At 32.7% G+C, this 22,950-nt stretch carries 21 protein-coding genes and 5 tRNA genes; 1 reads left to right on the top strand and 25 read right to left on the bottom strand.

Going from position 1 to position 22,950, the window contains the following annotated elements:
• Nucleotides 1–28: 28 nt before the first annotated feature.
• From rpoB to Q4512_RS15440, 24 genes are all read right to left on the bottom strand, one after another.
• Nucleotides 29–3,841, bottom strand: coding sequence for a DNA-directed RNA polymerase subunit beta (gene rpoB, locus Q4512_RS15555; protein ID WP_303426246.1), 3,813 nt, complete (start codon nucleotides 3,839–3,841; stop codon nucleotides 29–31).
• A gap of 124 nt (nucleotides 3,842–3,965) precedes the next feature.
• On the bottom strand, nucleotides 3,966–4,340 hold the full coding sequence (gene rplL / locus Q4512_RS15550; RefSeq protein WP_303426245.1) for a 50S ribosomal protein L7/L12: 375 nt from the start codon (nucleotides 4,338–4,340) through the stop codon (nucleotides 3,966–3,968).
• A gap of 62 nt (nucleotides 4,341–4,402) precedes the next feature.
• Nucleotides 4,403–4,924, bottom strand: a complete 522-nt coding sequence (rplJ, locus tag Q4512_RS15545; protein WP_303426244.1) for a 50S ribosomal protein L10 — start codon at nucleotides 4,922–4,924, stop codon at nucleotides 4,403–4,405.
• A 19-nt stretch (nucleotides 4,925–4,943) separates the two neighbouring features.
• Nucleotides 4,944–5,633, bottom strand: a complete 690-nt coding sequence (rplA, locus tag Q4512_RS15540; RefSeq protein WP_303426243.1) for a 50S ribosomal protein L1 — start codon at nucleotides 5,631–5,633, stop codon at nucleotides 4,944–4,946.
• Between the two features lie 19 nt (nucleotides 5,634–5,652).
• Entirely contained in the window at nucleotides 5,653–6,090 is a 438-nt protein-coding gene (gene rplK, locus Q4512_RS15535) for a 50S ribosomal protein L11 (protein ID WP_215967225.1), read from the bottom strand.
• 69 nt (nucleotides 6,091–6,159) lie between these two features.
• Nucleotides 6,160–6,714: a transcription termination/antitermination protein NusG gene (gene nusG / locus Q4512_RS15530; protein ID WP_303426240.1), complete on the bottom strand. Its 555-nt coding sequence runs from the start codon at nucleotides 6,712–6,714 to the stop codon at nucleotides 6,160–6,162.
• Nucleotides 6,715–6,725: 11 nt separating this feature from the next.
• Entirely contained in the window at nucleotides 6,726–6,923 is a 198-nt protein-coding gene (gene secE / locus Q4512_RS15525; protein WP_303426238.1) for a preprotein translocase subunit SecE, read from the bottom strand.
• 17 nt (nucleotides 6,924–6,940) lie between these two features.
• Nucleotides 6,941–7,013, bottom strand: a tRNA-Trp gene (locus Q4512_RS15520).
• A gap of 63 nt (nucleotides 7,014–7,076) precedes the next feature.
• The gene (gene tuf / locus Q4512_RS15515; RefSeq protein WP_303426237.1) at nucleotides 7,077–8,264 is read right to left on the bottom strand and encodes an elongation factor Tu; all 1,188 of its coding nucleotides are present in this window, start codon (nucleotides 8,262–8,264) and stop codon (nucleotides 7,077–7,079) included.
• 66 nt (nucleotides 8,265–8,330) lie between these two features.
• Nucleotides 8,331–8,402: transfer RNA gene (locus tag Q4512_RS15510), tRNA-Thr, on the bottom strand.
• A 10-nt stretch (nucleotides 8,403–8,412) separates the two neighbouring features.
• Nucleotides 8,413–8,485 (bottom strand) — tRNA-Gly (locus Q4512_RS15505).
• A 70-nt stretch (nucleotides 8,486–8,555) separates the two neighbouring features.
• Nucleotides 8,556–8,637 (bottom strand) — tRNA-Tyr (locus Q4512_RS15500).
• Between the two features lie 33 nt (nucleotides 8,638–8,670).
• Nucleotides 8,671–8,744: transfer RNA gene (locus Q4512_RS15495), tRNA-Thr, on the bottom strand.
• A gap of 104 nt (nucleotides 8,745–8,848) precedes the next feature.
• Nucleotides 8,849–9,151: a ribosome hibernation-promoting factor, HPF/YfiA family gene (gene hpf, locus Q4512_RS15490; protein ID WP_303426236.1), complete on the bottom strand. Its 303-nt coding sequence runs from the start codon at nucleotides 9,149–9,151 to the stop codon at nucleotides 8,849–8,851.
• Nucleotides 9,152–9,183: 32 nt separating this feature from the next.
• The gene (locus Q4512_RS15485) at nucleotides 9,184–10,077 is read right to left on the bottom strand and encodes a tyrosine-type recombinase/integrase (RefSeq protein ID WP_303426235.1); all 894 of its coding nucleotides are present in this window, start codon (nucleotides 10,075–10,077) and stop codon (nucleotides 9,184–9,186) included.
• A gap of 190 nt (nucleotides 10,078–10,267) precedes the next feature.
• A complete protein-coding gene (gene rpsU / locus Q4512_RS15480; RefSeq protein ID WP_303426234.1) occupies nucleotides 10,268–10,462 on the bottom strand; it encodes a 30S ribosomal protein S21 in 195 nt (64 codons plus the stop codon).
• Nucleotides 10,463–10,557: 95 nt separating this feature from the next.
• The gene (locus Q4512_RS15475; protein WP_303426233.1) at nucleotides 10,558–11,937 is read right to left on the bottom strand and encodes an alpha-amylase; all 1,380 of its coding nucleotides are present in this window, start codon (nucleotides 11,935–11,937) and stop codon (nucleotides 10,558–10,560) included.
• A gap of 356 nt (nucleotides 11,938–12,293) precedes the next feature.
• A complete protein-coding gene (locus tag Q4512_RS15470) occupies nucleotides 12,294–13,718 on the bottom strand; it encodes a carboxypeptidase-like regulatory domain-containing protein (protein WP_303426231.1) in 1,425 nt (474 codons plus the stop codon).
• A gap of 229 nt (nucleotides 13,719–13,947) precedes the next feature.
• The gene (locus tag Q4512_RS15465; RefSeq protein WP_303426229.1) at nucleotides 13,948–15,117 is read right to left on the bottom strand and encodes an acyl-CoA dehydrogenase family protein; all 1,170 of its coding nucleotides are present in this window, start codon (nucleotides 15,115–15,117) and stop codon (nucleotides 13,948–13,950) included.
• Between the two features lie 23 nt (nucleotides 15,118–15,140).
• Complete coding sequence (locus Q4512_RS15460; protein WP_303426228.1) at nucleotides 15,141–16,025, bottom strand: helix-hairpin-helix domain-containing protein; 885 nt, start codon at nucleotides 16,023–16,025, stop codon at nucleotides 15,141–15,143.
• 37 nt (nucleotides 16,026–16,062) lie between these two features.
• Nucleotides 16,063–17,673, bottom strand: coding sequence for a sodium:alanine symporter family protein (locus Q4512_RS15455; protein WP_303426227.1), 1,611 nt, complete (start codon nucleotides 17,671–17,673; stop codon nucleotides 16,063–16,065).
• Between the two features lie 90 nt (nucleotides 17,674–17,763).
• Nucleotides 17,764–18,789, bottom strand: coding sequence for a TrkA family potassium uptake protein (locus Q4512_RS15450; protein WP_303426226.1), 1,026 nt, complete (start codon nucleotides 18,787–18,789; stop codon nucleotides 17,764–17,766).
• A gap of 2 nt (nucleotides 18,790–18,791) precedes the next feature.
• Nucleotides 18,792–19,019, bottom strand: coding sequence for a PspC domain-containing protein (locus Q4512_RS15445; protein ID WP_303426225.1), 228 nt, complete (start codon nucleotides 19,017–19,019; stop codon nucleotides 18,792–18,794).
• A gap of 72 nt (nucleotides 19,020–19,091) precedes the next feature.
• Entirely contained in the window at nucleotides 19,092–20,366 is a 1,275-nt protein-coding gene (locus Q4512_RS15440; RefSeq protein WP_303426224.1) for a DUF2851 family protein, read from the bottom strand.
• A 94-nt stretch (nucleotides 20,367–20,460) separates the two neighbouring features.
• Between Q4512_RS15440 and Q4512_RS15435 the strand changes: the two genes are divergently transcribed.
• Nucleotides 20,461–20,895 carry an AAA family ATPase gene (locus Q4512_RS15435; RefSeq protein ID WP_368389423.1) on the top strand — a complete coding sequence of 145 codons (435 nt, stop codon included), beginning with the start codon at nucleotides 20,461–20,463 and terminating at the stop codon, nucleotides 20,893–20,895.
• A 151-nt stretch (nucleotides 20,896–21,046) separates the two neighbouring features.
• Here the strand turns inward: Q4512_RS15435 and Q4512_RS15430 are convergent, their stop codons facing one another.
• Nucleotides 21,047–22,726, bottom strand: a complete 1,680-nt coding sequence (locus Q4512_RS15430) for a hypothetical protein (protein ID WP_303426222.1) — start codon at nucleotides 22,724–22,726, stop codon at nucleotides 21,047–21,049.
• Nucleotides 22,727–22,950 lie beyond the last annotated feature (224 nt).

Genomic DNA, 22,950 nt, shown 5'->3' with positions numbered 1-22,950 from the left:
GCATACTGTTAACTGATTACTATTTTTTTTACTCCTCTAATCTAATGTCTAATCCTAAACCTTTTAATTCATGCATTAATACATTGAATGATTCTGGTAATCCTGGATCTGGCATTGGTTCTCCTTTCACGATACTTTCGTATGTTTTAGCTCTACCAATTACATCATCAGATTTAACTGTCAATATTTCTCGTAATGTTGCAGATGCTCCATATGCTTCTAGTGCCCAAACTTCCATTTCACCAAAACGTTGTCCACCAAATTGTGCTTTACCACCAAGAGGTTGTTGTGTAATAAGTGAGTATGGTCCTATAGAACGAGCGTGCATTTTATCGTCAACCATATGTCCTAATTTTAACATATAGATAACTCCAACTGTTGCTGGTTGATCAAAACGGTCTCCTGTACCACCATCATATAAATATGTGTGTCCAAATCTTGGGATTCCAGCTTCATCTGTAAATCCATTAATTTGGTCTAGTGTTGCTCCATCAAAAATTGGCGTAGCATATGTACGGTTTAATTTTTGTCCAGCCCAACCTAAAACAGTTTCGTAAATCTGACCAATATTCATACGAGAAGGTACACCAAGTGGATTTAATACAATATCCACAGGAGTTCCGTCTTCTAAGAATGGCATATCTTCTTGACGTACAATACGAGCAACAATACCTTTGTTACCATGTCGTCCTGCCATTTTATCTCCAACTTTAAGCTTACGTTTTTTAGCAATATAAACTTTTGCTAATTTGATAATACCAGCTGGTAATTCATCTCCTACAGAGATAGTAAATTTTTCACGTCTTAAAGAACCTTGTAAATCGTTTTCTTTAATTTTGTAATTATGAATTAAATCTGCAACTAACTTATTGGTCTTGTCATCTGTTGTCCAAGTACCTGAAGTTAAGTGTGTATAATCATCTACAGCATTTAACATTTTAAGTGTAAATTTCTTTCCTTTTGGAAGTACTTCTTCACCTAAATCATTAAATATACCTTGCGCAGTTTTTCCATTTACAAGTGTAAATAATTTATCTACTAAAACACTTTGTAAATCGTCAAACTTAGTATAATATAAAGCTTCTAATTGCGCTATATCTTCTTTGTCTTGTGCACGTTTACGTTTATCTTTTACAGCTCTTGCAAATAACTTCTTGTTAATTACAACACCATGTAAAGAAGGTGATGCTTTTAAAGATGCATCTTTTACATCTCCTGCTTTGTCACCAAAGATTGCACGTAATAGTTTTTCTTCCGGAGTTGGATCAGATTCCCCTTTTGGTGTAATTTTTCCGATAAGGATATCACCAGGTTTTACTTCTGCTCCAATTCGAATCATTCCGTTTTCATCTAGATCTTTAGTAGCTTCTTCAGAAACATTAGGAATGTCGTTAGTTAATTCTTCATTACCTAATTTTGTATCTCTAACGTCTAAAGAGTACTCATCTATATGAATGGATGTAAAGATATCTTCACGTACTACTTTTTCAGAAATCACGATAGCATCCTCAAAGTTATACCCTTTCCAAGGCATAAAGGCTACTTTCATGTTTCTACCTAAGGCTAGCTCTCCTTTTTGAGTTGCATATCCTTCAGATAAAACTTGTCCTTTTTTAACTTTATCTCCTTTAACAACAATCGGTTTCAAGTTAATACTTGTACCTTGATTTGTTTTTCTAAACTTGGTTAAAGGATATGTTACCGTATCTGAATCAAAGCTTACTTTAGCTTCATCTTCTGTACGATCGTATTTTATTGTAATTTCTAATGAATCTACATATTGAACAACTCCATCTCTTTCTGCATTGATAAGTACACGAGAATCTGAAGCCACTTGACGTTCTAAACCAGTTCCTACAATAGGAGCTTGCGGACGTAATAATGGTACAGCCTGACGCATCATGTTAGATCCCATTAAGGCTCTATTTGCATCATCATGCTCTAAGAAAGGAATTAATGAAGCAGAAATAGAAGATATTTGATTAGGAGCTACATCTGTATAATGTAATTCTTTAGGGTCAATTACAGGGAAGTCACCTTCCATTCTAGCAATTACCTTATCATGTAAAATCTTTCCATTATCGTCAACTTCTACAGTTGCTTGAGCAATTAATTTATCTTCTTCTTCTTCTGCACTAAGATAAGTTGGATTGCTTTTAATATCTACAACACCATCTGTTACCTTTCTATAAGGGGTTTCAATGAATCCCATAGAATTCACTTTAGCAAATACCGAAAGTGAAGAAATAAGTCCAATATTTGGTCCCTCAGGAGTTTCAATAGGACAAAGTCTTCCGTAGTGAGTATAGTGAACATCACGTACCTCAAAACCAGCTCTTTCACGAGATAGACCTCCAGGTCCTAATGCGGAAAGACGACGCTTATGCGTAATCTCTGCAAGCGGATTGGTTTGATCCATAAATTGAGATAATTGGTTCGTACCAAAGAAAGAATTAATTACAGAAGATAATGTCTTTGCATTAATTAAGTCAATAGGTGTAAACACCTCATTATCACGAACGTTCATACGTTCACGAATCGTTCTTGCCATACGTGCTAAACCAACACCAAACTGAGATGATAATTGTTCACCTACTGTACGTACACGACGGTTAGATAAGTGGTCAATATCATCAATCTCTGCTTTAGAGTTAATAAGCTCGATTAAATATTTTATAATAGTTATGATATCTTCTTTGGTAAGCACTTGCTTATCCATGCCAATATCTAACTGTAATTTTTTGTTCATTCTGTAACGACCTACTTCTCCTAAAGAGTAACGTTGGTCACTAAAGAATAATTTATCTATAATTCCACGTGCAGTTTCTTCATCTGGCGGCTCGGCATTACGTAGTTGTCTATAAATATGTTCTACTGCTTCTTTTTCAGAGTTAGTAGGATCTTTTTGAAGTGTGTTATGAATAATTGCGTAATCACCTTGTTCAGCACTTTCTTTATGTAAAAGAATTGTTTTTACATTTGCTTCAAGGATTTCTTCAATATTATCTTTATCTAAAACAGTATCACGATCTAAGACGATTTCATTACGTTCGATAGATACTACCTCACCAGTGTCTTCATCTACAAAGTCTTCATGCCATGTATTAAGTACACGTGCAGCAAGTTTACGTCCTAAGATTTTTTTAAGCCCTGATTTTGATACTTTAACTTCTTCCGCTAAATCAAAAATTTCAAGAATATCTTTATCACGTTCAAAACCTATTGCTCTAAATAAAGTGGTTACAGGTAATTTTTTCTTTCTATCAATGTACGCATACATTACAGAGTTGATATCTGTAGCGAACTCTATCCAAGAACCTTTAAATGGTATTACTCTTGCAGAGTATAATTTAGTACCATTAGCGTGGAATGATTGCCCAAAGAACACACCTGGTGAACGATGTAATTGAGAAACTACAACGCGTTCTGCACCGTTGATACAAAAAGTACCAGAAGGTGTCATGTAAGGTATTGTGCCTAAGTACACATCTTGAACAATGGTCTCGAAATCCTCATGTTCAGGGTCTGTACAGTATAACTTTAACCTTGCTTTTAATGGAACACTATATGTAAGTCCTCTTTCGATACATTCTTCAATAGAATATCTAGGTGGATCAATAAAGTAATCTAAAAATTCTAATACAAATTGATTACGAGTGTCTGTTATTGGGAAATTTTCTAGAAAGGTATTGTATAGGCCTTCATCTCCTCTTTCTTCAGATTTTGTTTCTAACTGGAAAAAATCCTGAAAGGATTTTATTTGAATATCCATAAAATCTGGATATTCAGTTCTATTGATAATAGATGAGAAATTTAATCTTTCAGCTTGTTTTGCTAACATCAATGGACGGAATTTTGATTAAAAAAAATATAAAGCGTATACGTCATATTTATATACGCAAAATGGTCTAGGTCTTAGAACACATGTTCTAGACCTAAACCTTTATGTTGTTTGCTTGTTAAGCTTACTTAAGCTCAACCTCTGCTCCAGCTTCTTCTAAAGAAGATTTTAAGCCTTCAGCTTCATCTTTAGAAACACCTTCTTTGATTGCACTTGGTGCATCATCAACTAAACCTTTAGCTTCTTTTAAACCTAAACCAGTTAATTCTTTAACAAGTTTTACAACTGCTAATTTAGAACCACCAGCAGCTTTTAATATTACGTCGAATTCAGTTTGAGCTTCTGCAGCGTCTCCACCTGCAGCAGGTCCAGCAGCAACAGCTACAGCTGCAGCAGCAGGCTCGATACCATACTCGTCTTTTAATATAGTTGCTAATTCATTAACTTCTTTTACTGTTAAGTTAACTAATTGTTCTGCGAAATCTTTTAAATCTGCCATTTTTCTATCGTTTTAATAATTTTGTAAATAATATATAATTGTAAAAGTGCGTACTTTTTAAATTATCCCTCTTTTTGAGATAATGTTTTTAAGATACCTGAAAGTTTTCCTCCACTCGATTGAAGCGCTGAAATAACGTTTTTAGCTGGAGATTGTAATAATCCAATGATATCTCCAATTAATTCTTCTTTCGACTTGATGTCTACTAACATATCTAATTGCTCATCGCCAATGTAAATAGCTTCCTCAATAAAAGCACCTTTTAATAAAGGCTTTTCTGATTTTTTTCTAAAAGCCTTAATAACTTTAGCTGGAGCATTTCCAGTTTCAGAATACATCACTGATGTATTTCCTTTTAAAACTGTTGGAAGCTCACCAAATTCTCTATCTGATGCTTCCATTGCTTTTTCAAGTAATGTGTTCTTAACAACAGCTAATTGCACGTTTGCTTTAAAACAAGCACGACGTAAATTTGAAGTTGCAACTGCATTTAATCCAGAAATATCTGCTAAATAGATATTTGCATTATCAGCTAATTGTGCAGTTAAGTCTTTAATTACTTGTGATTTTTCTTCTCTTGTCATAATAAAAGTTTTTAACTAATTAACCTATTTTTGGATCTACTGCAATACTAGGGCTCATTGTAGAAGACATAAATATGCTTTTTACATAAACTCCTTTTGCTGCAGTTGGTTTAAGTTTCATTAATGTTTGTAATAATTCATTTGCATTACCTTCAATTTTATCAGCACTAAAAGATGCTTTTCCAATTGCAGCGTGTACAATACCAGTTTTATCCACTTTAAAGTCGATTTTACCAGCTTTTACTTCTGTAACGGCTTTTGCAATATCCATTGTTACGGTACCAGTTTTAGGGTTTGGCATTAAACCACGAGGACCTAACACACGTCCTAAAGGACCTAATTTACCCATAACACTAGGCATAGTAATAATAACGTCTACGTCTGTCCAACCACTCTTGATTTTGTCAAGGTACTCATCTAAACCAACGTAATCTGCTCCAGCTTCTTTAGCTTCTGCTTCTTTATCTGGAGTTACTAATGCTAAAACTTTTACGTCTTTACCTGTACCATGAGGAAGAGATACTACACCTCTTACCATTTGGTTAGCTTTTCTAGGATCAACTCCTAAACGAACTGCTAAATCTACAGATGCGTCGAATTTTGCATTCGATATTTCTTTAATTAATGCAGAAGCTTCTGTAATAGAATAAATTTTACCTTTTTCTATTTTTGCTAAAGCTTCTTTTTTCTTTTTTGTTAATCTTGCCATTTTAAATTTCTTTTATAGATTAATTTGGCGCGTTTCCAGTCACGGTTATACCCATAGACCTTGCGGTTCCAGCTACCATCTTCATTGCAGATTCAATTGTAAATGCATTTAAATCTACCATTTTGTCTTCTGCGATAGTTTTCACTTGATCCCACGAAACTTTAGCTACTTTTTTTCGGTTTGGTTCTCCAGAACCCTTCTTGATTTTTGCCGCTTCTAATAATTGTACTGCAGCTGGTGGTGTTTTGATTACAAACTCAAATGATTTGTCTTTGTAAACAGAAATTGCCACAGGTAATACTTTACCTGGTTTATCTTGTGTTCTAGCATTAAATTGCTTACAGAACTCCATGATATTAACCCCAGCAGCTCCTAGAGCGGGTCCAACCGGTGGCGACGGATTCGCTGCACCTCCCCTTACTTGTAACTTAACTACTTTGTCTAACTCTTTTGCCATTTTAAATAATTTAGTCGATGTTTACTTTTATTGGAAGCAAAAGAAACATCTATCTTTATGTAACAATTATTATACTTTTTCTACTTGCATATAACTAAGTTCTAATGGTGTTTTTCTTCCAAAAATCTTAACCATTACTTCTAGTTTACGTTTTTCTTCATTTATCTTTTCAATACTTCCATCAAATCCATTAAATGGACCATCTATAACTTTCACTGTTTCTCCTATGGTGAAAGGTATAGCAACATTAACATCTGTATCTACTTCCAGTTCATCAACCTTACCTAACATTCTATTTACTTCAGATTGTCTTAAAGGTACAGGCTCTCCTCCTTTTGTTTCCCCTAAAAATCCAATAACATTAGTTACTGATTTTATTATATGAGGAATCTCTCCACTTAAATTAGCCTGAACCATAATGTAACCAGGGAAGTAAACCTTTTCTTTACTTATCTTCTTACCATTACGTATTTGAATTACTTTTTCGGTAGGAACTAATACTTGATCTACATAATCTTGCAAACCTAGTCGAGCTATTTCATTCTCGATGTATGCTTTAATTTTGTTTTCCTGACCACTTACAGCTCTAACAACGTACCATTTTTTTTGAATTCCTTCAGACATAAAACTTAAAATTATCCGTTTATTAAATTAAAATAATACCCAATAACTTTACTAAAAACTGTATCTACTCCCCAAATTGCTAATGAGAAAATAATAGAAAACACAGCTACAAGAATAGTTAAACTTTGTGTTTCTGCCCATGTAGGCCAGCTCACATTGTTTTTTAATTCTCCAAATGATTCTTTTATATAATTTACAATTCCTGCCATTATAATATTTGTATTTGCACGGGTTGAGAGACTCGAACTCCCGACACCTGGTTTTGGAGACCAGTGCTCTACCAACTGAGCTAAACCCGTAAATATAAGTGAAGGCGTTCTGCCAAAACAGAACACCTTTACTTATTATTTATAAACTTTTAATTAGTCTAAAATCTCAGTAACCTGACCAGCTCCTACTGTTCTTCCTCCTTCACGAATAGCGAAACGAAGACCAACATTCATTGCAATTGGTTGAATTAACTCAACAGTAATCGTTAAGTTATCTCCAGGCATTACCATTTCAACTCCATCAGGAAGCGCAATGTTTCCTGTTACATCCGTTGTACGAACGTAGAACTGTGGACGGTAATTGTTATGGAATGGAGTGTGACGTCCACCTTCTTCTTTTTTAAGAATATAAACCTCAGCTTTAAATTTAGCGTGTGGTGTTACAGAACCAGGCTTAGTAATAACCATACCTCTAGAGATTTGAGATTTCTCAATTCCTCTTAATAAGATACCAGCGTTATCTCCAGCTTCTCCTCTATCTAATATTTGACGGAACATTTCAATTCCTGTAATTGTAGATGTTAACTTTTCAGCTCCCATTCCAATAATCTCAACAGGATCTCCTGTATTAGCGATACCAGTTTCAATACGACCAGTAGCAACAGTACCACGACCTGTAATTGAGAATACATCTTCAATTGGCATTAAGAAATCTTTATCAACTTCACGAGTTGGCTCTTCAATCCAAGCATCCACTTGTTGCATTAATTCTAAAACTGTATCTACCCATTTTTGTTCACCGTTAAGTGCTCCTAAAGCAGAACCAGAAACAACAGGTCCATTATCACCATCGTACTCATAGAAGCTTAATAAATCTCTAACTTCCATATCAACTAACTCTAAAAGCTCTTCATCATCAACCATATCTACCTTGTTTAAGAAAACAACGATACGAGGAATACCTACTTGACGACCTAATAAGATATGCTCACGAGTTTGTGGCATAGGACCATCTGTAGCAGCTACAACTAAAATAGCACCATCCATCTGTGCAGCACCTGTAACCATGTTTTTTACATAATCGGCGTGACCTGGACAGTCAACGTGCGCATAGTGACGATTTTCAGTTTGATACTCTACGTGCGAAGTATTAATTGTTATACCTCTTTCTTTTTCTTCAGGTGCGTTATCAATTTGATCAAATGATCTTGCTTCTGAAAAACCTGCATCAGCTAATACTTTAGTAATAGCAGCAGTTAAAGTTGTTTTACCGTGATCTACGTGTCCAATAGTACCAATGTTTAAGTGTGGTTTTGAACGATCGAAAGTTGCCTTTGCCATGTTTAATTTATTTTAATCTTATTTATATTATTGTTCAATTTATTCTATACTAATTTCTAAAAAAAGAGCCAATGACGGGAATTGAACCCGTGACCTCTTCCTTACCAAGGAAACGCTCTACCCCTGAGCTACACCGGCTAAATATTAGAGCGAGAGACCGGGTTCGAACCGGCGACATTCAGCTTGGAAGGCTGACGCTCTACCAACTGAGCTACTCTCGCAATTATTTAAAATTCTAAACATTTACAATCTTACTTGTTTTTAATTTTTTTTGGTATTAATTAAAAAAAGTGGGGAGAGCAGGATTCGAACCTGCGAAGTTAAAAACAACAGAGTTACAGTCTGTCCTCGTTGGCCGCTTGAGTATCTCCCCAATTATAAATATTTCACTCTATTAAAGAACTTGAGCCGATGGAGGGACTCGAACCCACGACCTGCTGATTACAAATCAGCTGCTCTAGCCAGCTGAGCTACATCGGCTTTTTTTTATTGGCTTTTTAGCTATAAAAAAAGCCCGCTATTTCTAACGGACTGCAAATGTATATATTTATTTAATTATTCAAAACATTTTTTCAATATTTTTTTCATAAATATGATCTTAATTTTTCTTTTCGCTTTTTTAACTGTCTTTCTAGAGATGCAATTGCTACATCTGCACCTTCCTCAAAAGACTTACATTGCTTTTTTACAACAAAGCTATCTCCTGGAACACTTACTCGTGCTTCAAATATTTTATTTTCTTTATCGCTTGTGTTTTCTACTTTTAAAAAAACATCGGATTTAATTATTTTATCATAAAAAGTATCTAGCTTATCCATTCGTTTTTGAATAAAGTCTAATAGTTTTTGGTCTGCATTGAAGTTGACGGATTGGGTGTTTACTTTCATACTTCTAATTTATTATAGGTTAAACAATTATGCTATTTTTTTTTACTTCTTGGATGTGTGTTTAGATATACTTTTTTTAACTCTGCAATACTATTATGTGTATATATTTGTGTTGCAGCTAAACTAGAATGACCAAGCAATTCTTTAACAGCATTTAAATCTGCACCTTGATTTAGTAAATGAGTCGCAAATGAGTGCCTTAATATATGCGGGCTCTTTTTTACTTTAGTAGATGCTAAACTAAAATACTCATTTATTATTCGGTAAACAAGTGTTTCATAAATTTTAACTCCTTTTTGTGTTAAAAACAAATAGTCTTTATCTTTTATTACTTCTAATTGATTTCTTACTTCTTTATATTTTTTAATAGTTCGAATTACAGATGATAATAATGGTACAAATCTTTCTTTATTACGTTTTCCTAATACTTTCAAGGTATTATTTGAAAGATCTACATCATGAACTTTAAGCGTTACTAATTCAATTCTTCGAATTCCTGTAGAGTAAAACAACTCTATTATAAGTTTATCTCTAAGGCCTTTAAAGTCTTCTTGAAAGTTTAACTCGTCTAACACTATAGCTATTTCTGTTTCTGAAAATGGTATTTGAATTTTCTTACTCGTTTTTAAAGCTTTATGTTTTGCTAGCGGATTTATTTCTATTTCTCCAATTTTAAGAAGAAACTTATAGTAGGTATTTAATGCTGAAACTTTTCTATTGATACTTCTATTGGAAATTTCTTTTTCGACCATAGAAACGATCCAACTTCGTACTTGTGAATAATTTGCGTCTTCAATACCATCTTGATCGAATTGAGCTGTGTTGAATTCTAAAAAATCAGATAAATCTTTTTCATATGCTTTTACAGTAAGCTTAGAATAGTTTTTTTCTAACAAAAGATAGTCTATGAAAGATTTGAATGGCATTACTTTAGTTACTAGTTATTGGTTATTAGTTATTGGTTATTGGTTATTAGTTATTAGTTATTAGTTATTAGTTATTAGTTATTAGTTATTAGTTAAATGTACTAAAGTTTTATTGGAAATAATTTTTAAACCAAAAAAAATCCTATTAGGTATTACTAATAGGATTTTGTATTGCTTTCTTTAAAAGTGCTTAAACGTTTTCTGCATCTCTTAAACCTTGCACATATTGTGCTTTTTGCACTTGCGCTCTACGTTCTATAGAAGGTTTATTATATTGCTTACGCTCTTGCAGTTGATTTTTAACTGTAGTTTTAACAAACTTACGTTTGTAACGTTTTAATGCTCTTTCTATATTTTCTCCTTCTTTTACTGGAATTCTTAACATCGTTATTAACCTCCTCTCTTTTAGATTTTTTAAGGCTGCAAATATAGGAAGGAAATTAAAATAAAAACTACTATTTTAAAACTTTTACTTACTTTTTATTTTACAGACCAAACCGAATAGCTTTTAGGTGGTGCTTGTATTTTAACCCATTTTCCAGATTGTGTTGTTGGCTCCCAAGTTGAATGTCCAGTGTAGTCTTTAATTACTGTATTAGACCAATTGGTTTCTACCCATCTTTCTTGCCAGGAATTAGAATTGTTTATATAAACAACTATGCCATTATTATTATAACCATTTCTTTTAGCTATATATTCATCTGTATCTACATGCAAGATATTAGTAGATCCACCAGCTAAATTATTGTGAATCCATATTAAATTATTTAGTCTTTCTTTATCTAACCATTCTTCATAATCTTTATAAAAAATTGTAGGATATCCTTCATGAGTTAATATATACGCATAGGCCAAAATTTTATTATTTATTATTTCATCTGTATCGTGATTGGTTACAAAAGTCACTGCTTTAGATGCATTTTGTTTCCATAGCATGTTATCATTTAGGGCATTTAAGTTATTTCCCATAAATGCATCTTTCATTTTATAATAACAAGCAAAATCGAAAGCACTTGCCTCCGCATCATTTGTCCAAGAGTCTAATAGTGTAACATTGCTATCCCATAATTCACCAACAGAAAAACCACCTACTTCATTTTTCCATTCTTTAACTACCCATGGTTCAAAACCTTTAACATAATCAAAGCGCCAACCATCAAAACCAATAACATCTCTATAATATTTTGCGACACTATTGCTGTTTTTCCATAACCAATCTTGCACATAAGTTTGGTGGTGACATAAATCTGGAAACCCACCAAACGCACCACTATCATTAGAATGCACATTATTTGCATGAAAATCTGTAGTAGAACGATAGAAGTTTCCTGAAAGCGGATTAAAATCGGTCCAAGTATTACCACCTGTATACGGATTATACTCACTAGCTCCACCACTATTATGATTGATTACAATATCTGCAATTACATTTAATCCATAAAGGTGTGCATTATCTATCATGTTGGTTAGTTCTGTTCTGGACCCAAAACGAGTTTCAACACTTCCCATTTGGTTGTATTCTCCGAAATCAAAATAATCAAAAGGGTCATATCCCATGGAAAAGGGTCCGTTTTGTGCTTTAGATACTGGCGGAAGCCAAATAGCGTCTATTCCTGCATTACTCCAATCTTCCACTTTGGTGTTTATGGTATTCCACCAAGTACCTCCGGCTGGAACATCCCAATAAAAAGCTTGCATCATAACACCAGAACCAATAGATTTTAAACCTGCTCTTTGTGTAGACTGTGTTGTTTTTTCTTCTATTTGAACAGTTTGATCGTTAAAATCTGCTTCCTCATTGCTACAGCTCCAAACTATTAGGAAAAGAAATGCTAGGCATGTAATTGTAAAATTTTTCATTTTGTCTACGATTTGTGGTTAATAATACTTTGAATCTACAGGATTACAAGTTATTACCAAAATGAAATTAACAACGAAAACGTTTTCGTGTTAACAAATAACTGATTTTATACGTTAAAAATTAATAAAATCATAAAATTAACTTGCTTTAAATGCGAAAACGATTGTAACGACATCCTTTTTATTTGTTAATCCTGTCTAAACAGGAATGACAAATAAAAAGATATAGTGGAAAGCGTGGTACTTCTTCGCTGAAGCTTTGGAGCATGTAGATGCCTAGTATCAATAATTAGAATATTACTTGCTTTCAAAGGATAAAGATGTTTGCTTTAGCGAAGGAGTATTTGCCCAAATAATTAATCTTTATATAGAGATGCTCTTTTGCTAAGATCTAGAATAAGCTGTTCATCTTCTTCACTTTCTAATAAAACATTATAGCTTTTCCAGAACTCTTTATTATATGGTTTGGAAGCAAAAATATCTGGATCCCAAGTTTCTTGTTGTTCTTTGGCTATTTCTTCTTTATCTAAGATAATTTCGGAAAACAAGATTTCTTGAACTGTGTAATAGTAGCGTTCTTCTTTATTATAACGTGCTTCTTCTACTTTAGATATTTTTAAAGAAGGTTTCATACCAACATTTACCAGCTTTGGTGTTTCGTAATAAATATAGTTTGGGTACATTTTATCTTTATACTCCATATATGTTATTACTAATTTGTGATTGGTTTGGGTATCAAAAAGTCTTTTACTTCTATCTTTTTGTGCAGGTGACGCAGCTACTAACTCATATTCTATTTTTTTGAATGCGTAGTTATCATAATAAATATATAACCAACCTTGTGCATGATATCCTTCGTTAAAAATACCTTTTGTCTCTAAACCAACAAAATCTTTCGAATCGGCAATTTTAATTTTATATAATTTACGTTCATTATCTACCAGAATCGTGTCTAAAGTAAATTGGTGTGTATCTAAAATATTATCTCCAAATAAGGCTTTTGCATTATTTGCGTTTCGCAGTACATTTAGTTTTCCTTGAAAAAGGTTTTGCAAACCATTCACTCTAGTATCATTCCATTTAATAGCTTTTAGTAATTGTTGGGTAGAAACGGATCTTCGGCTAATATCTTTTGCTTTGAGTTTTGTTTTAGTGTTTTGGTTTTTATAAGAAGCATATGTAAATAAACTATCTACATCACGAAGATCATAACTTTTACGTACTTGATCTACATTAATTTTTAGGTGCTCTGCACTACTTGCTGCATATCCCGAATCGTAAACAGAAATAGCACTTTCTATTAGCCATTTAAATTCATTTTTGTTTCGTTCTTTATGTCTTAAAAATCCTTTTTGAATATAGGAAGAGTCTGGAAGATTACGTTCTAGTTTTTTTATTGCTTTTAGTACAATCTCATTTCCTGTGGTAGGTCTTGGCTCTGCAATTAGTATCACTTCGTCTAAAGAAGCTTGTTGTTCTGATAAGTAAATTAAAACATCTTTATTAAATTCTTGAATAGGAGTTTTGTAGGTAGAATATCCAATAGACGAAATAATTAATGTATCGTTTTCATGTTTTTTTGGCACTTGTAATACAAAATTACCATCGATATTTGTTACTGTACCAATAGTGGTGTTTTTAATGTAGACACTTGCGCTTGCAATAGGAAAAGAATCTAATGTATCTACAACGGTATTTTTAAGTTCGGTTTGCGCGTAACTTGTACATCCTAAAAAAAGTAATAGTACAACTGCTAATTGTTTTGTGTTTTTAAATTGCATAGTATATATTTAATAATAGTCTAGGACAGTTTAGTGTAGTTAACGATTTAGAATTCCATATAGTATTAATTACAAATAAAATACTATTGTTAGTTCGATTCTAAACGAGAAACAATGTAGCAATTTTGAAAATACTACTAAAATTATTTTAGCGTTGCTTTATATGCTAACAAATGAATTACCATTTTAACAAAATAGAGATACTAATTTCATGAAAATGTTAATCGTATTATTTTGCCGCAGGTTTGTATTCCTTTTTATCGATTACCATTTTTGCAATTATTTCGCGAAGTATTTCACTTGTTCCTCCACCAATTGGTCCTAATCTGCTATCACGCAAAAGTCGTGCCATTGGATATTCTTCCATATAACCATAACCACCTAAAAACTGCACACATTGATAAGCAACCTCATCTGCCATTTTGGTAGATTTTAATTTCGAAATGGTAGCTTCTTTTACTACGTATTCTCCTTTATTAAGTCTGTAAGCTACAGAGTAGTTATAGGTTTTACACATATCCATATCTGCATACAAGTCAACAAAACTATGACGAAGTGCTTGAAATTTATCTATGGTTTTACCAAAGGCAGTACGTTCGCTCATGTATTGCCTAGCATACTCTAAAGCGTACTCTGCTCTAGCATGTGCATTAATTCCCATAATTAATCTTTCTAGTGCAAAATGCTGCATAATGTACGGGAACCCTTTTCCTTCTTCTCCCATTAAATTACTAGCGGGAATGGTAACATTATCGAAAGCAATTTCTGCTGTATCACTTGCCCTCCAACCTAACTTATCTAATTTGGTTGCAGATATTCCTGGTGTATCTCTATCCATTATAAAAATACTAATTCCTTTATTTCCTAGATCGGGAGTGGTTTTAGCAGCAACTACGAGATAGTCACTATATACTCCGTTTGTAATAAATGTTTTAGAGCCATTTAACACATAAGTATCTCCTTTTTTAACTGCTGTAGTTCGCATTCCTGCAACGTCAGACCCTCCAAAAGGCTCTGTAATACATAAACATCCTATTTTTTCTCCAGTAATACTTGCTGTTAAGTATTTCTCTTTTATTTCGTGGCTTCCTTCTTTATTAACATGTGTCATTGCTAAATAAGTATGCGCCCATATATTAGCTGCAAAACCGCCAGAGTTTATTTTTTGTAATTCTTCTAACAATATAACCGTATAGAATAAATCTAGATTTAGACCGCCATATGCTTCGGGATAAGCTAATCCAAAAAAGCCCATTTCACCAAATTTCTTCCAAATAAAACGTTCAACCGTTCCAGTTTCTTCCCATTTATTTATATGTGGAACCACTTCTTTTTTCAAGAAATCTTGTAAACTCTGTCTAAATAATTGATGCTCTTCTGTGAAGTACATATTGCTCATAGTCCTAATGGATTTATTATATTCTAATTAAGAGTCAAATATAATTTAATTATCTCAATTTTTTTAACTGGAAAGCCTTTTACTTTTATTAATTCATCAATAGATTGAAAACCTTCACGCAACGTTCTTTGCTCTATAATTTGATGTGCAACTTCATAATCCACATAAGGTATATTAACGAACTGATCTCTTGTAGCGGTATTAAGATTAATTTTATTTACTGTTTTCGGAGTTTTCACAGTAAACTCATTTGTAATACGTGTAATCACTTCTGGTTGCAAGCCATAAACTTCTTGTAACTGTACATCTGCAATAAATCCGTTTTGCTTATTTCTATATTTTATAATTCTATTAGAAAAAGCTTCTCCAATTCCTCTCACTTTTTGCAACTGACTGGCTGTTGCAGTGTTTAAATCAATTTTTTGCTGAAATGTTTTTGGTGTATTGGAATAGTTTGTTGTTTTATAATTTGAATATTTTTTTGGTTTGGGGTTCGTAACCCATTCTGGGAATTTAAAAAAAGGTGAAATAATATTTAAAAGGGAATCGGAAACTTTAGTCACTTGCTGAAACTGCAGCACGGAGTTTACCCATTTATCTTGTTTTCTAAATAGTAGTAATCTATTTATTTCTTCATTAGACATTCCTAGAGTGTACCCTTTATAATCGGTTATAAAATTAGGGTTGAAAGGATAAATCTTCGGTTTACGTTTTTCTATTTCTACAATACGAAGAGAATCCATTTCTTTTTTAAAAAGTGCTAATTGTTTTTGGTTTACCGGAATTTCTTCGGAAGAAAAATCGTTAAAAAACATAAAACATTGTAAAGCAATAATAATTGCCAACAAAAGAAAAATCCCATTTCGTTGGTTTTTAGTAAACACGAAATGGGATTTTAAAATATTCATCTTGTTAGTTTTAGCAAGATGAAGTTACAAAAAATATTTATTTATCTGAAATTCTATTTTTAATAGCGTCTGTATATTTCTTTAATTCCTCACGTACTCTTGGTGCTAATAATACAAGTCCTATCATATTTGGAACCATCATTGCAAAGATCATAGCATCAGAGAAACCTATTACAGATCCTAAACTAGCAGCAGAACCAATAACTACAAATACACAGAATATTAATTTATATGCATATTCCATTTTTTTAGACCTTCCAAAAAGGTAAGCCCAACCTTGAAAACCGTAGTAAGACCAAGATATCATGGTACTAAATGCAAATAAAACAACTGCAACGGTTAATACATATGGGAACCATGAAATTGCAGATTCGAATGCTCCTGAAGTTAATAAAATTGCCTGGGCATCGTTTAATCCTGCATTTGCAGCAGTTACATTTCCTGTAATAATTAATACTAAAGCGGTCATGGTACAAACCACAACCGTATCGATAAATGGCTCTAATAAAGCGACCATACCTTCACTTGCAGCATAGTTTGTTTTTACTGCAGAGTGTGCAATAGAAGCCGAACCTACACCAGCTTCATTAGAGAAAGCTGCACGTCTAAATCCTTGTACTAATACACCAATTGCTCCACCAGCAACACCTTCTGGGCTAAAAGCACCACTAAAAATCTGTCCAAATGCATCTCCAATCATAGAATAGTTTGCAATAATTACAAACAAAGAAGCTGCAACATATATAGCAACCATAAATGGTACAATTTTATCGGTTACTTTGGCAATTTTCTTAATTCCACCAATAATAACGATACCTACTAGTACAGCCATTACAATACCAAACAACCATCCTTTACCATATAAGAAAGATTCGTTTCCTCCTGTAATATTTTGTACTAATTGAAAAGCTTGATTTACCTGAAACATGTTTCCTCCACCAAAAGAACCACCAATTACAAAAATAGCAAATAACCCTGCTAATACTTTTCCTAAAGAGCCAAGTCCTTTTGCCTTTAAACCTTTGGTTAAGTAGTACATTGGTCCACCGTAAACGGTTCCATCTGCGCCAATATCTCTATATTTTACACCTAGTGTACATTCTACAAATTTAGAAGCCATTCCTAAAAAACCTGCAACAATCATCCAGAATGTAGCTCCAGCTCCACCAACCGAAACTGCAATTGCAACTCCAGCAATATTACCTAAACCAACAGTAGCAGATAGTGCTGCTGTTAAAGCTTGAAAGTGGCTTACCTCTCCGTCATGACCTTCGACTCTTATTGTATCTGGATTATCTTCTTCGTCTGTAAATTTAGATTTCTCTATTTCTACTTTATGGTTTTCTCTATGATCTAAATCATCATATTTTCCTCTAACAATATTTACAGATGTAATAAACCCTCTAAAATTGATAAACTTAAAGTAAAACGTAAAATATAAAGCTCCTAATATTAATGGAAATAACACCCAAAAGACTTTAACGTTTCCTCCAAAATCAATCTGGTAGAAAATAAAATTAACAAACCATCCTGTAGCATCTCCAAAAACTTGATCTATTTTCTGGTCAATGCCAACCTCTTGCGCATCTTGAGCAAAATTTATAAATGGTAAAATGAATGTAAAAATGGTAAGAAGATATTTCTTCATGATATAATATTAGTTAGTTAAATTTAAATTAAGATAGCAATATGCTAAAAAAAAACGGTTTTTTAAAGCATATCCTGTTAAAATAGAACTCTAGTGCAAGTTGTATACGGTATTTAACACTTGTATTTGCTCTGGCCTACCAAGCACAATTATCTTGGCATTAGCCTCTAGTTTTTGATCTGCTTCTGGGTTTACAATATATTCGCCATCGCCATTTTTATACCCTATTACATTACAACCGGTTTTTCTACGCAAGTCTAAATCTCGTATCGTTTTAATACTTACATTGGTATCGTATAATTTTTCTACTACAATCTCTTCCACATTAATATTTGAATTCCCTACAATACCTAAGTTATCTATAAACTCTATTAAATCGGGAACAACCACTAAAGATGCCATATGATCTCCACCAATTCTATCTGGAAGTATTACATTATTTGCTCCCGCAAACTTTAATTTTTTATATGATGTTTCTTCCGACGCTCTACTAATTATTCGTAAACCTGTATTCATTTGTCTTGCCGAAAGAACCACAAATAAATTATCCGCATCACTTGGCAATGCAGAGATTAATGTATTTGCTCTATCAATTCCTGCATCCAATAAAACTTCATCTTCATTTGCATTACCTAAAATAAAAGGGATTTCTTCACATTCAAACTTATCTATAGTTTCTTTATCTTTTTCAATAACAACAAATGGCTTATTGTAAGCTAGTAATTTTTTGGCTGCTTGTTTTCCGTTTCTTCCATAACCACAAATAATAATATGGTTTGCAAGTTCATCTATGGTTTTTTGCATCTTTTTTTGTTTTAATTCTTCCAAATTATTTTTGCTTAAAATATATTCTGTAATTACTGTTAAAGCGTAACCAACAATTATTATACTTATTAATATTAAAAATATAGTAAACATTTTAGATATTGGATCTAGTGGTTGCACTTCTCCAAAACCAACCGTTGTAATGGTTATTACCGTCATGTATAAGGAATCTATCCAAGAATAATGGGATAATAATTTAAAACCTAACACTCCTATTAGCAGTAATATTACCAACAAAGTAATAGCTGTATATATTCTAGTTCTAAAAAATTTTAAAAAAGGGCTCATCATACTTATAGATCGAAAACGGATGTTCGTTTTGTATAAATTACATCCTTTATTTTCATCCAAAAAGCTAAGAATAGGTATAAGGCAAATCCAAACCCAACGGTTACAAAAGTGAGATAAATAAAAGAAGTTCTTACCACTTTTGCTCGCATACCTAATCTATCGGCGATACGTTGGCAAACGTAATACCCATGCTTTTGAAAATATAAGAGAATGCGATAAAAAATGTTCATGACTGCAATTTAGTTAATTGACATCAATTTTTAAATAAAAAATGCAAATTACAAAGACATAATAAGAACATATTAATTGCCAGACAATAAACTATTACCAATTGCACATTGCAAACATTTGTTTTTAACGCAATATTCGTTTTTAAGTTGCAGTAATGCTTGGCTATGCATAGCCGATTTAGAAATTACTTGTAACTCTTGAAACTTAGTTACAATACTATTTTTTTCGGAAACTATTTCATTTATAAGTGTAATAACAGCTTCATCTACAGCTTTACCTTGTTTTTTTGCATAACTAAATTTGAGCGGTACAATGGTATTAATAATTAATAGGTCGATAAAAGCAGTTGTGATTCTTTTTTTAGAAGATTTGCTCTTTTTCCCAAAGGTAAAATGTGTTTCCCAATACGCAGAAGTACTAACCTGAAACAATTTGTAAATTTCTTCTTTAGCGGAAGCACTTATAATTTTAGAGAATAAATGGTTTTCTGAAGCATAGACACCAACTAATTGTGACAAACGAATGGTTGGAAAATTTAGTGGTCGCAATCTAAAAAACTGTAATGGAGTAACAGATGGATTAGACAAGCCAAACTTTTGTTTTAAAAATTGATATTCTTTTTGAAGTTCTAAATAATATATATCTTGAACTTCTTCATTTAACAAATCACTTTGACCAAAAAGCAAAGCTTCTAAACTACTATGCTTACTTTGTAGTTTTTGAATAATATTAAAATCTATAGAATTTGCTAGACTTAAAAAAGCATCTCCATTTACTTTTAAACCAAAACTTTTAGCAAGCATTTTAAAAAGTACCGCTTCCCAATTGTTTTTACTACTCTTTAATAATTGTGTAATTTCTTTAGACTTTCGCTCTAAACGTTCCAAATATAAACGCTCTAGCCAATTGTGCACGATAAACTTATCTACAGTTATAAAATCATTTTCGCAATTAATCCACTTCTGCTTTTTATTAAATAGCTTTTGGTAACCATATAATGCGCTTTTATTTACTAAATTTTTAAGCACTAAAGTTGGTATAGTGGTATTGTCTTTTCGGTGTATTTCTGTATCGTGTTTCCAAACCACATGTAAGATTACATTATCGTAGTTTTTATCTTGTTCGTGGTTATGTAAAAACCAATCACTAGCATTTACATGTATTTCTACATTACCTGCCCAAAGTTGATTTGCAATTGTAATTTGCGCATTAAAAAAATCAGGTCCAGCATCAAGGTTATACGAACCAACTTGTAAAACAGAAACTGGTTCTTGGTTTGTAGTTTTTAAGTTAGTAAGTGCAAACTTTTTATATCGCCAAATATAATGTAGAAAATTTTCTATCATTTTACTAAAGTAATATTTAGAATTTAAATGACAAAAAAATGGTTCACTTAATACTAGGAAACAAAGGCTCCGGCAAAACAACCTATGCCAACCAATTAAAAAAAAAGAAACCAAAGGAATCCTTTTTTTTATAGATACCTGGAACAAAACCCTATTTCTTAAAGATAAAAAAATTGAAGATGGATTAGATTGGTTTTTAGAACGAATAGAAAGAGTAGAAACCCTCATTCTAGATTTAATTATACAACTAGAAAACGCTAATACAGATGTTATTTTAGGTTTAGGGCTTTCTAAATTTAAACATCGCGAAAAGTTTAGAAAATTTGCCAAACTTCATGGTTTTGAGATACAATTACATTTTTTAGATATTCCGAAAGAAACTAGATTACAGCGTATATTGCAAAGAAATTCTGAAAAAGGAGACACCTTCCAATTTGAAGTAAGCCAAGCAGATTTTGATTTTATGGAAAGTAGGTTTGAAAAACCTACTGCTGAAGAAATGCAACATGGTATTGTTGTTAATACCTAAAAAAGTAGAACAATTTTTCGAATTAAAAAGGTTGTTTCCTCAAAACCTTTCTTGCATCACGGGTTTTGAAAATAAGAAGTCACTTTATTAAAGTAAATAATACCTTTAATAAAGTGACTTCTTATAAAATATAACAGCTATGAAATACCCCTTAATTCTTTGGGTTATTTTCTAGGGTTTCATTAGGGTCTTCTTCGGTAGCTTTTGGTTTTTCAATTATAGGTTCCTCATGGATATAGTCTCTAATCGATGCTACTTTCTCACTGCTTTTGTCTAACATTTTACTAGCTGTTTGTTTTTCCCTATTTTTATTGTAAAACATTCCTTTTTCTTTTGGTTGGTTATACAATTCTGGAGTTAAATATTTACCACTTCTTTCACCTTCTTTTAATATTACTGTTTCTCTTTTATTCGGGTTTTGCTGTAAATACGGATCATTTCGCTCTGCGGTAACTTCCCAGGATACTTTTTTATTAGGCACCCCTCCAGCAACAACAAATTGTCTGTTAGTAATTTCTGTTTCTATAAACAAATTAGGCATAGCAGCTCCAATTGCGGTTAATTGATAGGATGGATTTTTATTTACACTATCATAGTAATCTGGTAAGCTTACAATTGCTTTACCAGTAGCATCAAAAACAGCAACTCCTCTGTATTTATTTAATACTTCATTAGACTCAATAGAAAAATGTTTTAATATTTTATTTGCTGGATCTTCTGGATGATCTATCATAAATGCTTTTGCTCCTGTAGCACTAGAATCTCCTAAAGAAAATGTACCATACCACCCTCCTTGACCCAACACTCCAATACCCCAACCTGCTACTGGTTGGGAATAACCAAATACTCCAACATGATCAGTAACATCTGTTCCTGTGTAAGCAAAATCGCCTACATTTACAGTTCCTACAATACTATTATTTTGATTTTGAGCAAGAATTGCAGACCCTTGACCTTGATGTACGGAGAAAATGGCAGCATCGGTATTGGCCGTATTATTAATATTAAACTCTGCATTTCTTCCATCGGCTCCAGAGTGATTTACTAGCACACCATGACCAATACCGCTTTGTACGCCAGCTAAAACGGCTCCGTTAACAAAGGCTCCCGTTGCCGTGGCTGTTCTTACAGTGGCATTAAATGCATAAACATCACCTCCTGCAGTAGGAGTGGCCACATTATCCACTGCTATAACCTCTACACCAGTACCATCATTTGTGCCTAGATCTATATATTCCCCTACTCCTCCTGCATTCATTAAGTTAATTGTCCCTAAGGTATTACTATTAAGCACATTGTATATACCATAATTTCCAGCTACTTCATTATATAGACCCATACCCGTACCATTTTGGTAAATTGACATCCCATCTCCACTTCCTGCATGAAAAATATAGACGCCGGAACTATTGGATCCCGCATTTCCCATATTTATATAAGATCCTAGTCCTAAACCTAACTGGTCAATAAATTGGCCTGTGGTTCCCGCTACCGTTGTATTAGTCATACTAATTAAAAGTCCGTGAGCATTTATACCAGTACCTAATTGTATAGCGCGCATAGCGGCAGTGTTGGATGACGTATTTAAATTTTGTGCATGAATACCATATCCTGTACCTGAATTTTTAACCCACAATGCTGAACTTGCATTTGCTAAATTACCATGAGAAGCCTCAATAGTGTTTCCTGTTACTGCAACTGATTCAACATCTAATTGGGAGTTTGGCGTTATAGTACCTATACCAACTTGTGCTTGAATAGTATATGTCATAGACACAAAAACAATACCCATTGCCATTGTTTTAACCGTAGTGAAATATTTTTTTATCATAATAGCTTATTTTTAATAGTAATAAATATATTTTCTAATTTACTTTATTGGTAATTTATTCGATAAATCACCAATTTATAAGTCATAACCTATAAATACACTGAATTACAATCAATTAACCTGCTGGATATTTTTTATTTCTGGATATTAAAAAAGGAACATAGGTATTCTGGAAAGCCTAATCCTTTACAATTAAAAAACAAATAGTAAGAAATTTTATATTT

Source organism: Oceanihabitans sp. 2_MG-2023, from assembly GCF_030547245.1.
In the GTDB taxonomy this organism is placed as follows: Bacteria; Bacteroidota; Bacteroidia; order Flavobacteriales; family Flavobacteriaceae; genus Oceanihabitans.
The sequence above is the reverse complement of the archived record's forward strand: the minus strand, read 5'-3'. Positions and strand labels throughout refer to the sequence as shown.

Coding starts and splice junctions, on each gene's coding strand:
- Q4512_RS15455 (WP_303426227.1), bottom strand. CDS start 17,673: ATGAAGAAATATCTTCTTACCATTTTTACATTCATTTTACCATTTATA.
- secE (WP_303426238.1), bottom strand. CDS start 6,923: ATGGCAGGAATTGTAAATTATATAAAAGAATCATTTGGAGAATTAAAA.
- tuf (WP_303426237.1), bottom strand. CDS start 8,264: ATGGCAAAGGCAACTTTCGATCGTTCAAAACCACACTTAAACATTGGT.
- rplK (WP_215967225.1), bottom strand. CDS start 6,090: ATGGCAAAAGAGTTAGACAAAGTAGTTAAGTTACAAGTAAGGGGAGGT.
- Q4512_RS15475 (WP_303426233.1), bottom strand. CDS start 11,937: ATGAAAAATTTTACAATTACATGCCTAGCATTTCTTTTCCTAATAGTT.
- Q4512_RS15440 (WP_303426224.1), bottom strand. CDS start 20,366: ATGATAGAAAATTTTCTACATTATATTTGGCGATATAAAAAGTTTGCA.
- Q4512_RS15445 (WP_303426225.1), bottom strand. CDS start 19,019: ATGAACATTTTTTATCGCATTCTCTTATATTTTCAAAAGCATGGGTAT.
- rplJ (WP_303426244.1), bottom strand. CDS start 4,924: ATGACAAGAGAAGAAAAATCACAAGTAATTAAAGACTTAACTGCACAA.
- Q4512_RS15430 (WP_303426222.1), bottom strand. CDS start 22,726: ATGATAAAAAAATATTTCACTACGGTTAAAACAATGGCAATGGGTATT.
- Q4512_RS15460 (WP_303426228.1), bottom strand. CDS start 16,025: ATGAATATTTTAAAATCCCATTTCGTGTTTACTAAAAACCAACGAAAT.
- Q4512_RS15485 (WP_303426235.1), bottom strand. CDS start 10,077: ATGCCATTCAAATCTTTCATAGACTATCTTTTGTTAGAAAAAAACTAT.
- Q4512_RS15465 (WP_303426229.1), bottom strand. CDS start 15,117: ATGAGCAATATGTACTTCACAGAAGAGCATCAATTATTTAGACAGAGT.
- Q4512_RS15470 (WP_303426231.1), bottom strand. CDS start 13,718: ATGCAATTTAAAAACACAAAACAATTAGCAGTTGTACTATTACTTTTT.
- nusG (WP_303426240.1), bottom strand. CDS start 6,714: ATGTCTGAAGGAATTCAAAAAAAATGGTACGTTGTTAGAGCTGTAAGT.
- rplA (WP_303426243.1), bottom strand. CDS start 5,633: ATGGCAAGATTAACAAAAAAGAAAAAAGAAGCTTTAGCAAAAATAGAA.
- rpoB (WP_303426246.1), bottom strand. CDS start 3,841: ATGTTAGCAAAACAAGCTGAAAGATTAAATTTCTCATCTATTATCAAT.
- hpf (WP_303426236.1), bottom strand. CDS start 9,151: ATGAAAGTAAACACCCAATCCGTCAACTTCAATGCAGACCAAAAACTA.
- Q4512_RS15450 (WP_303426226.1), bottom strand. CDS start 18,789: ATGATGAGCCCTTTTTTAAAATTTTTTAGAACTAGAATATATACAGCT.
- rpsU (WP_303426234.1), bottom strand. CDS start 10,462: ATGTTAAGAATTCCAGTAAAAGAAGGAGAAAATATAGAAAGAGCATTA.
- rplL (WP_303426245.1), bottom strand. CDS start 4,340: ATGGCAGATTTAAAAGATTTCGCAGAACAATTAGTTAACTTAACAGTA.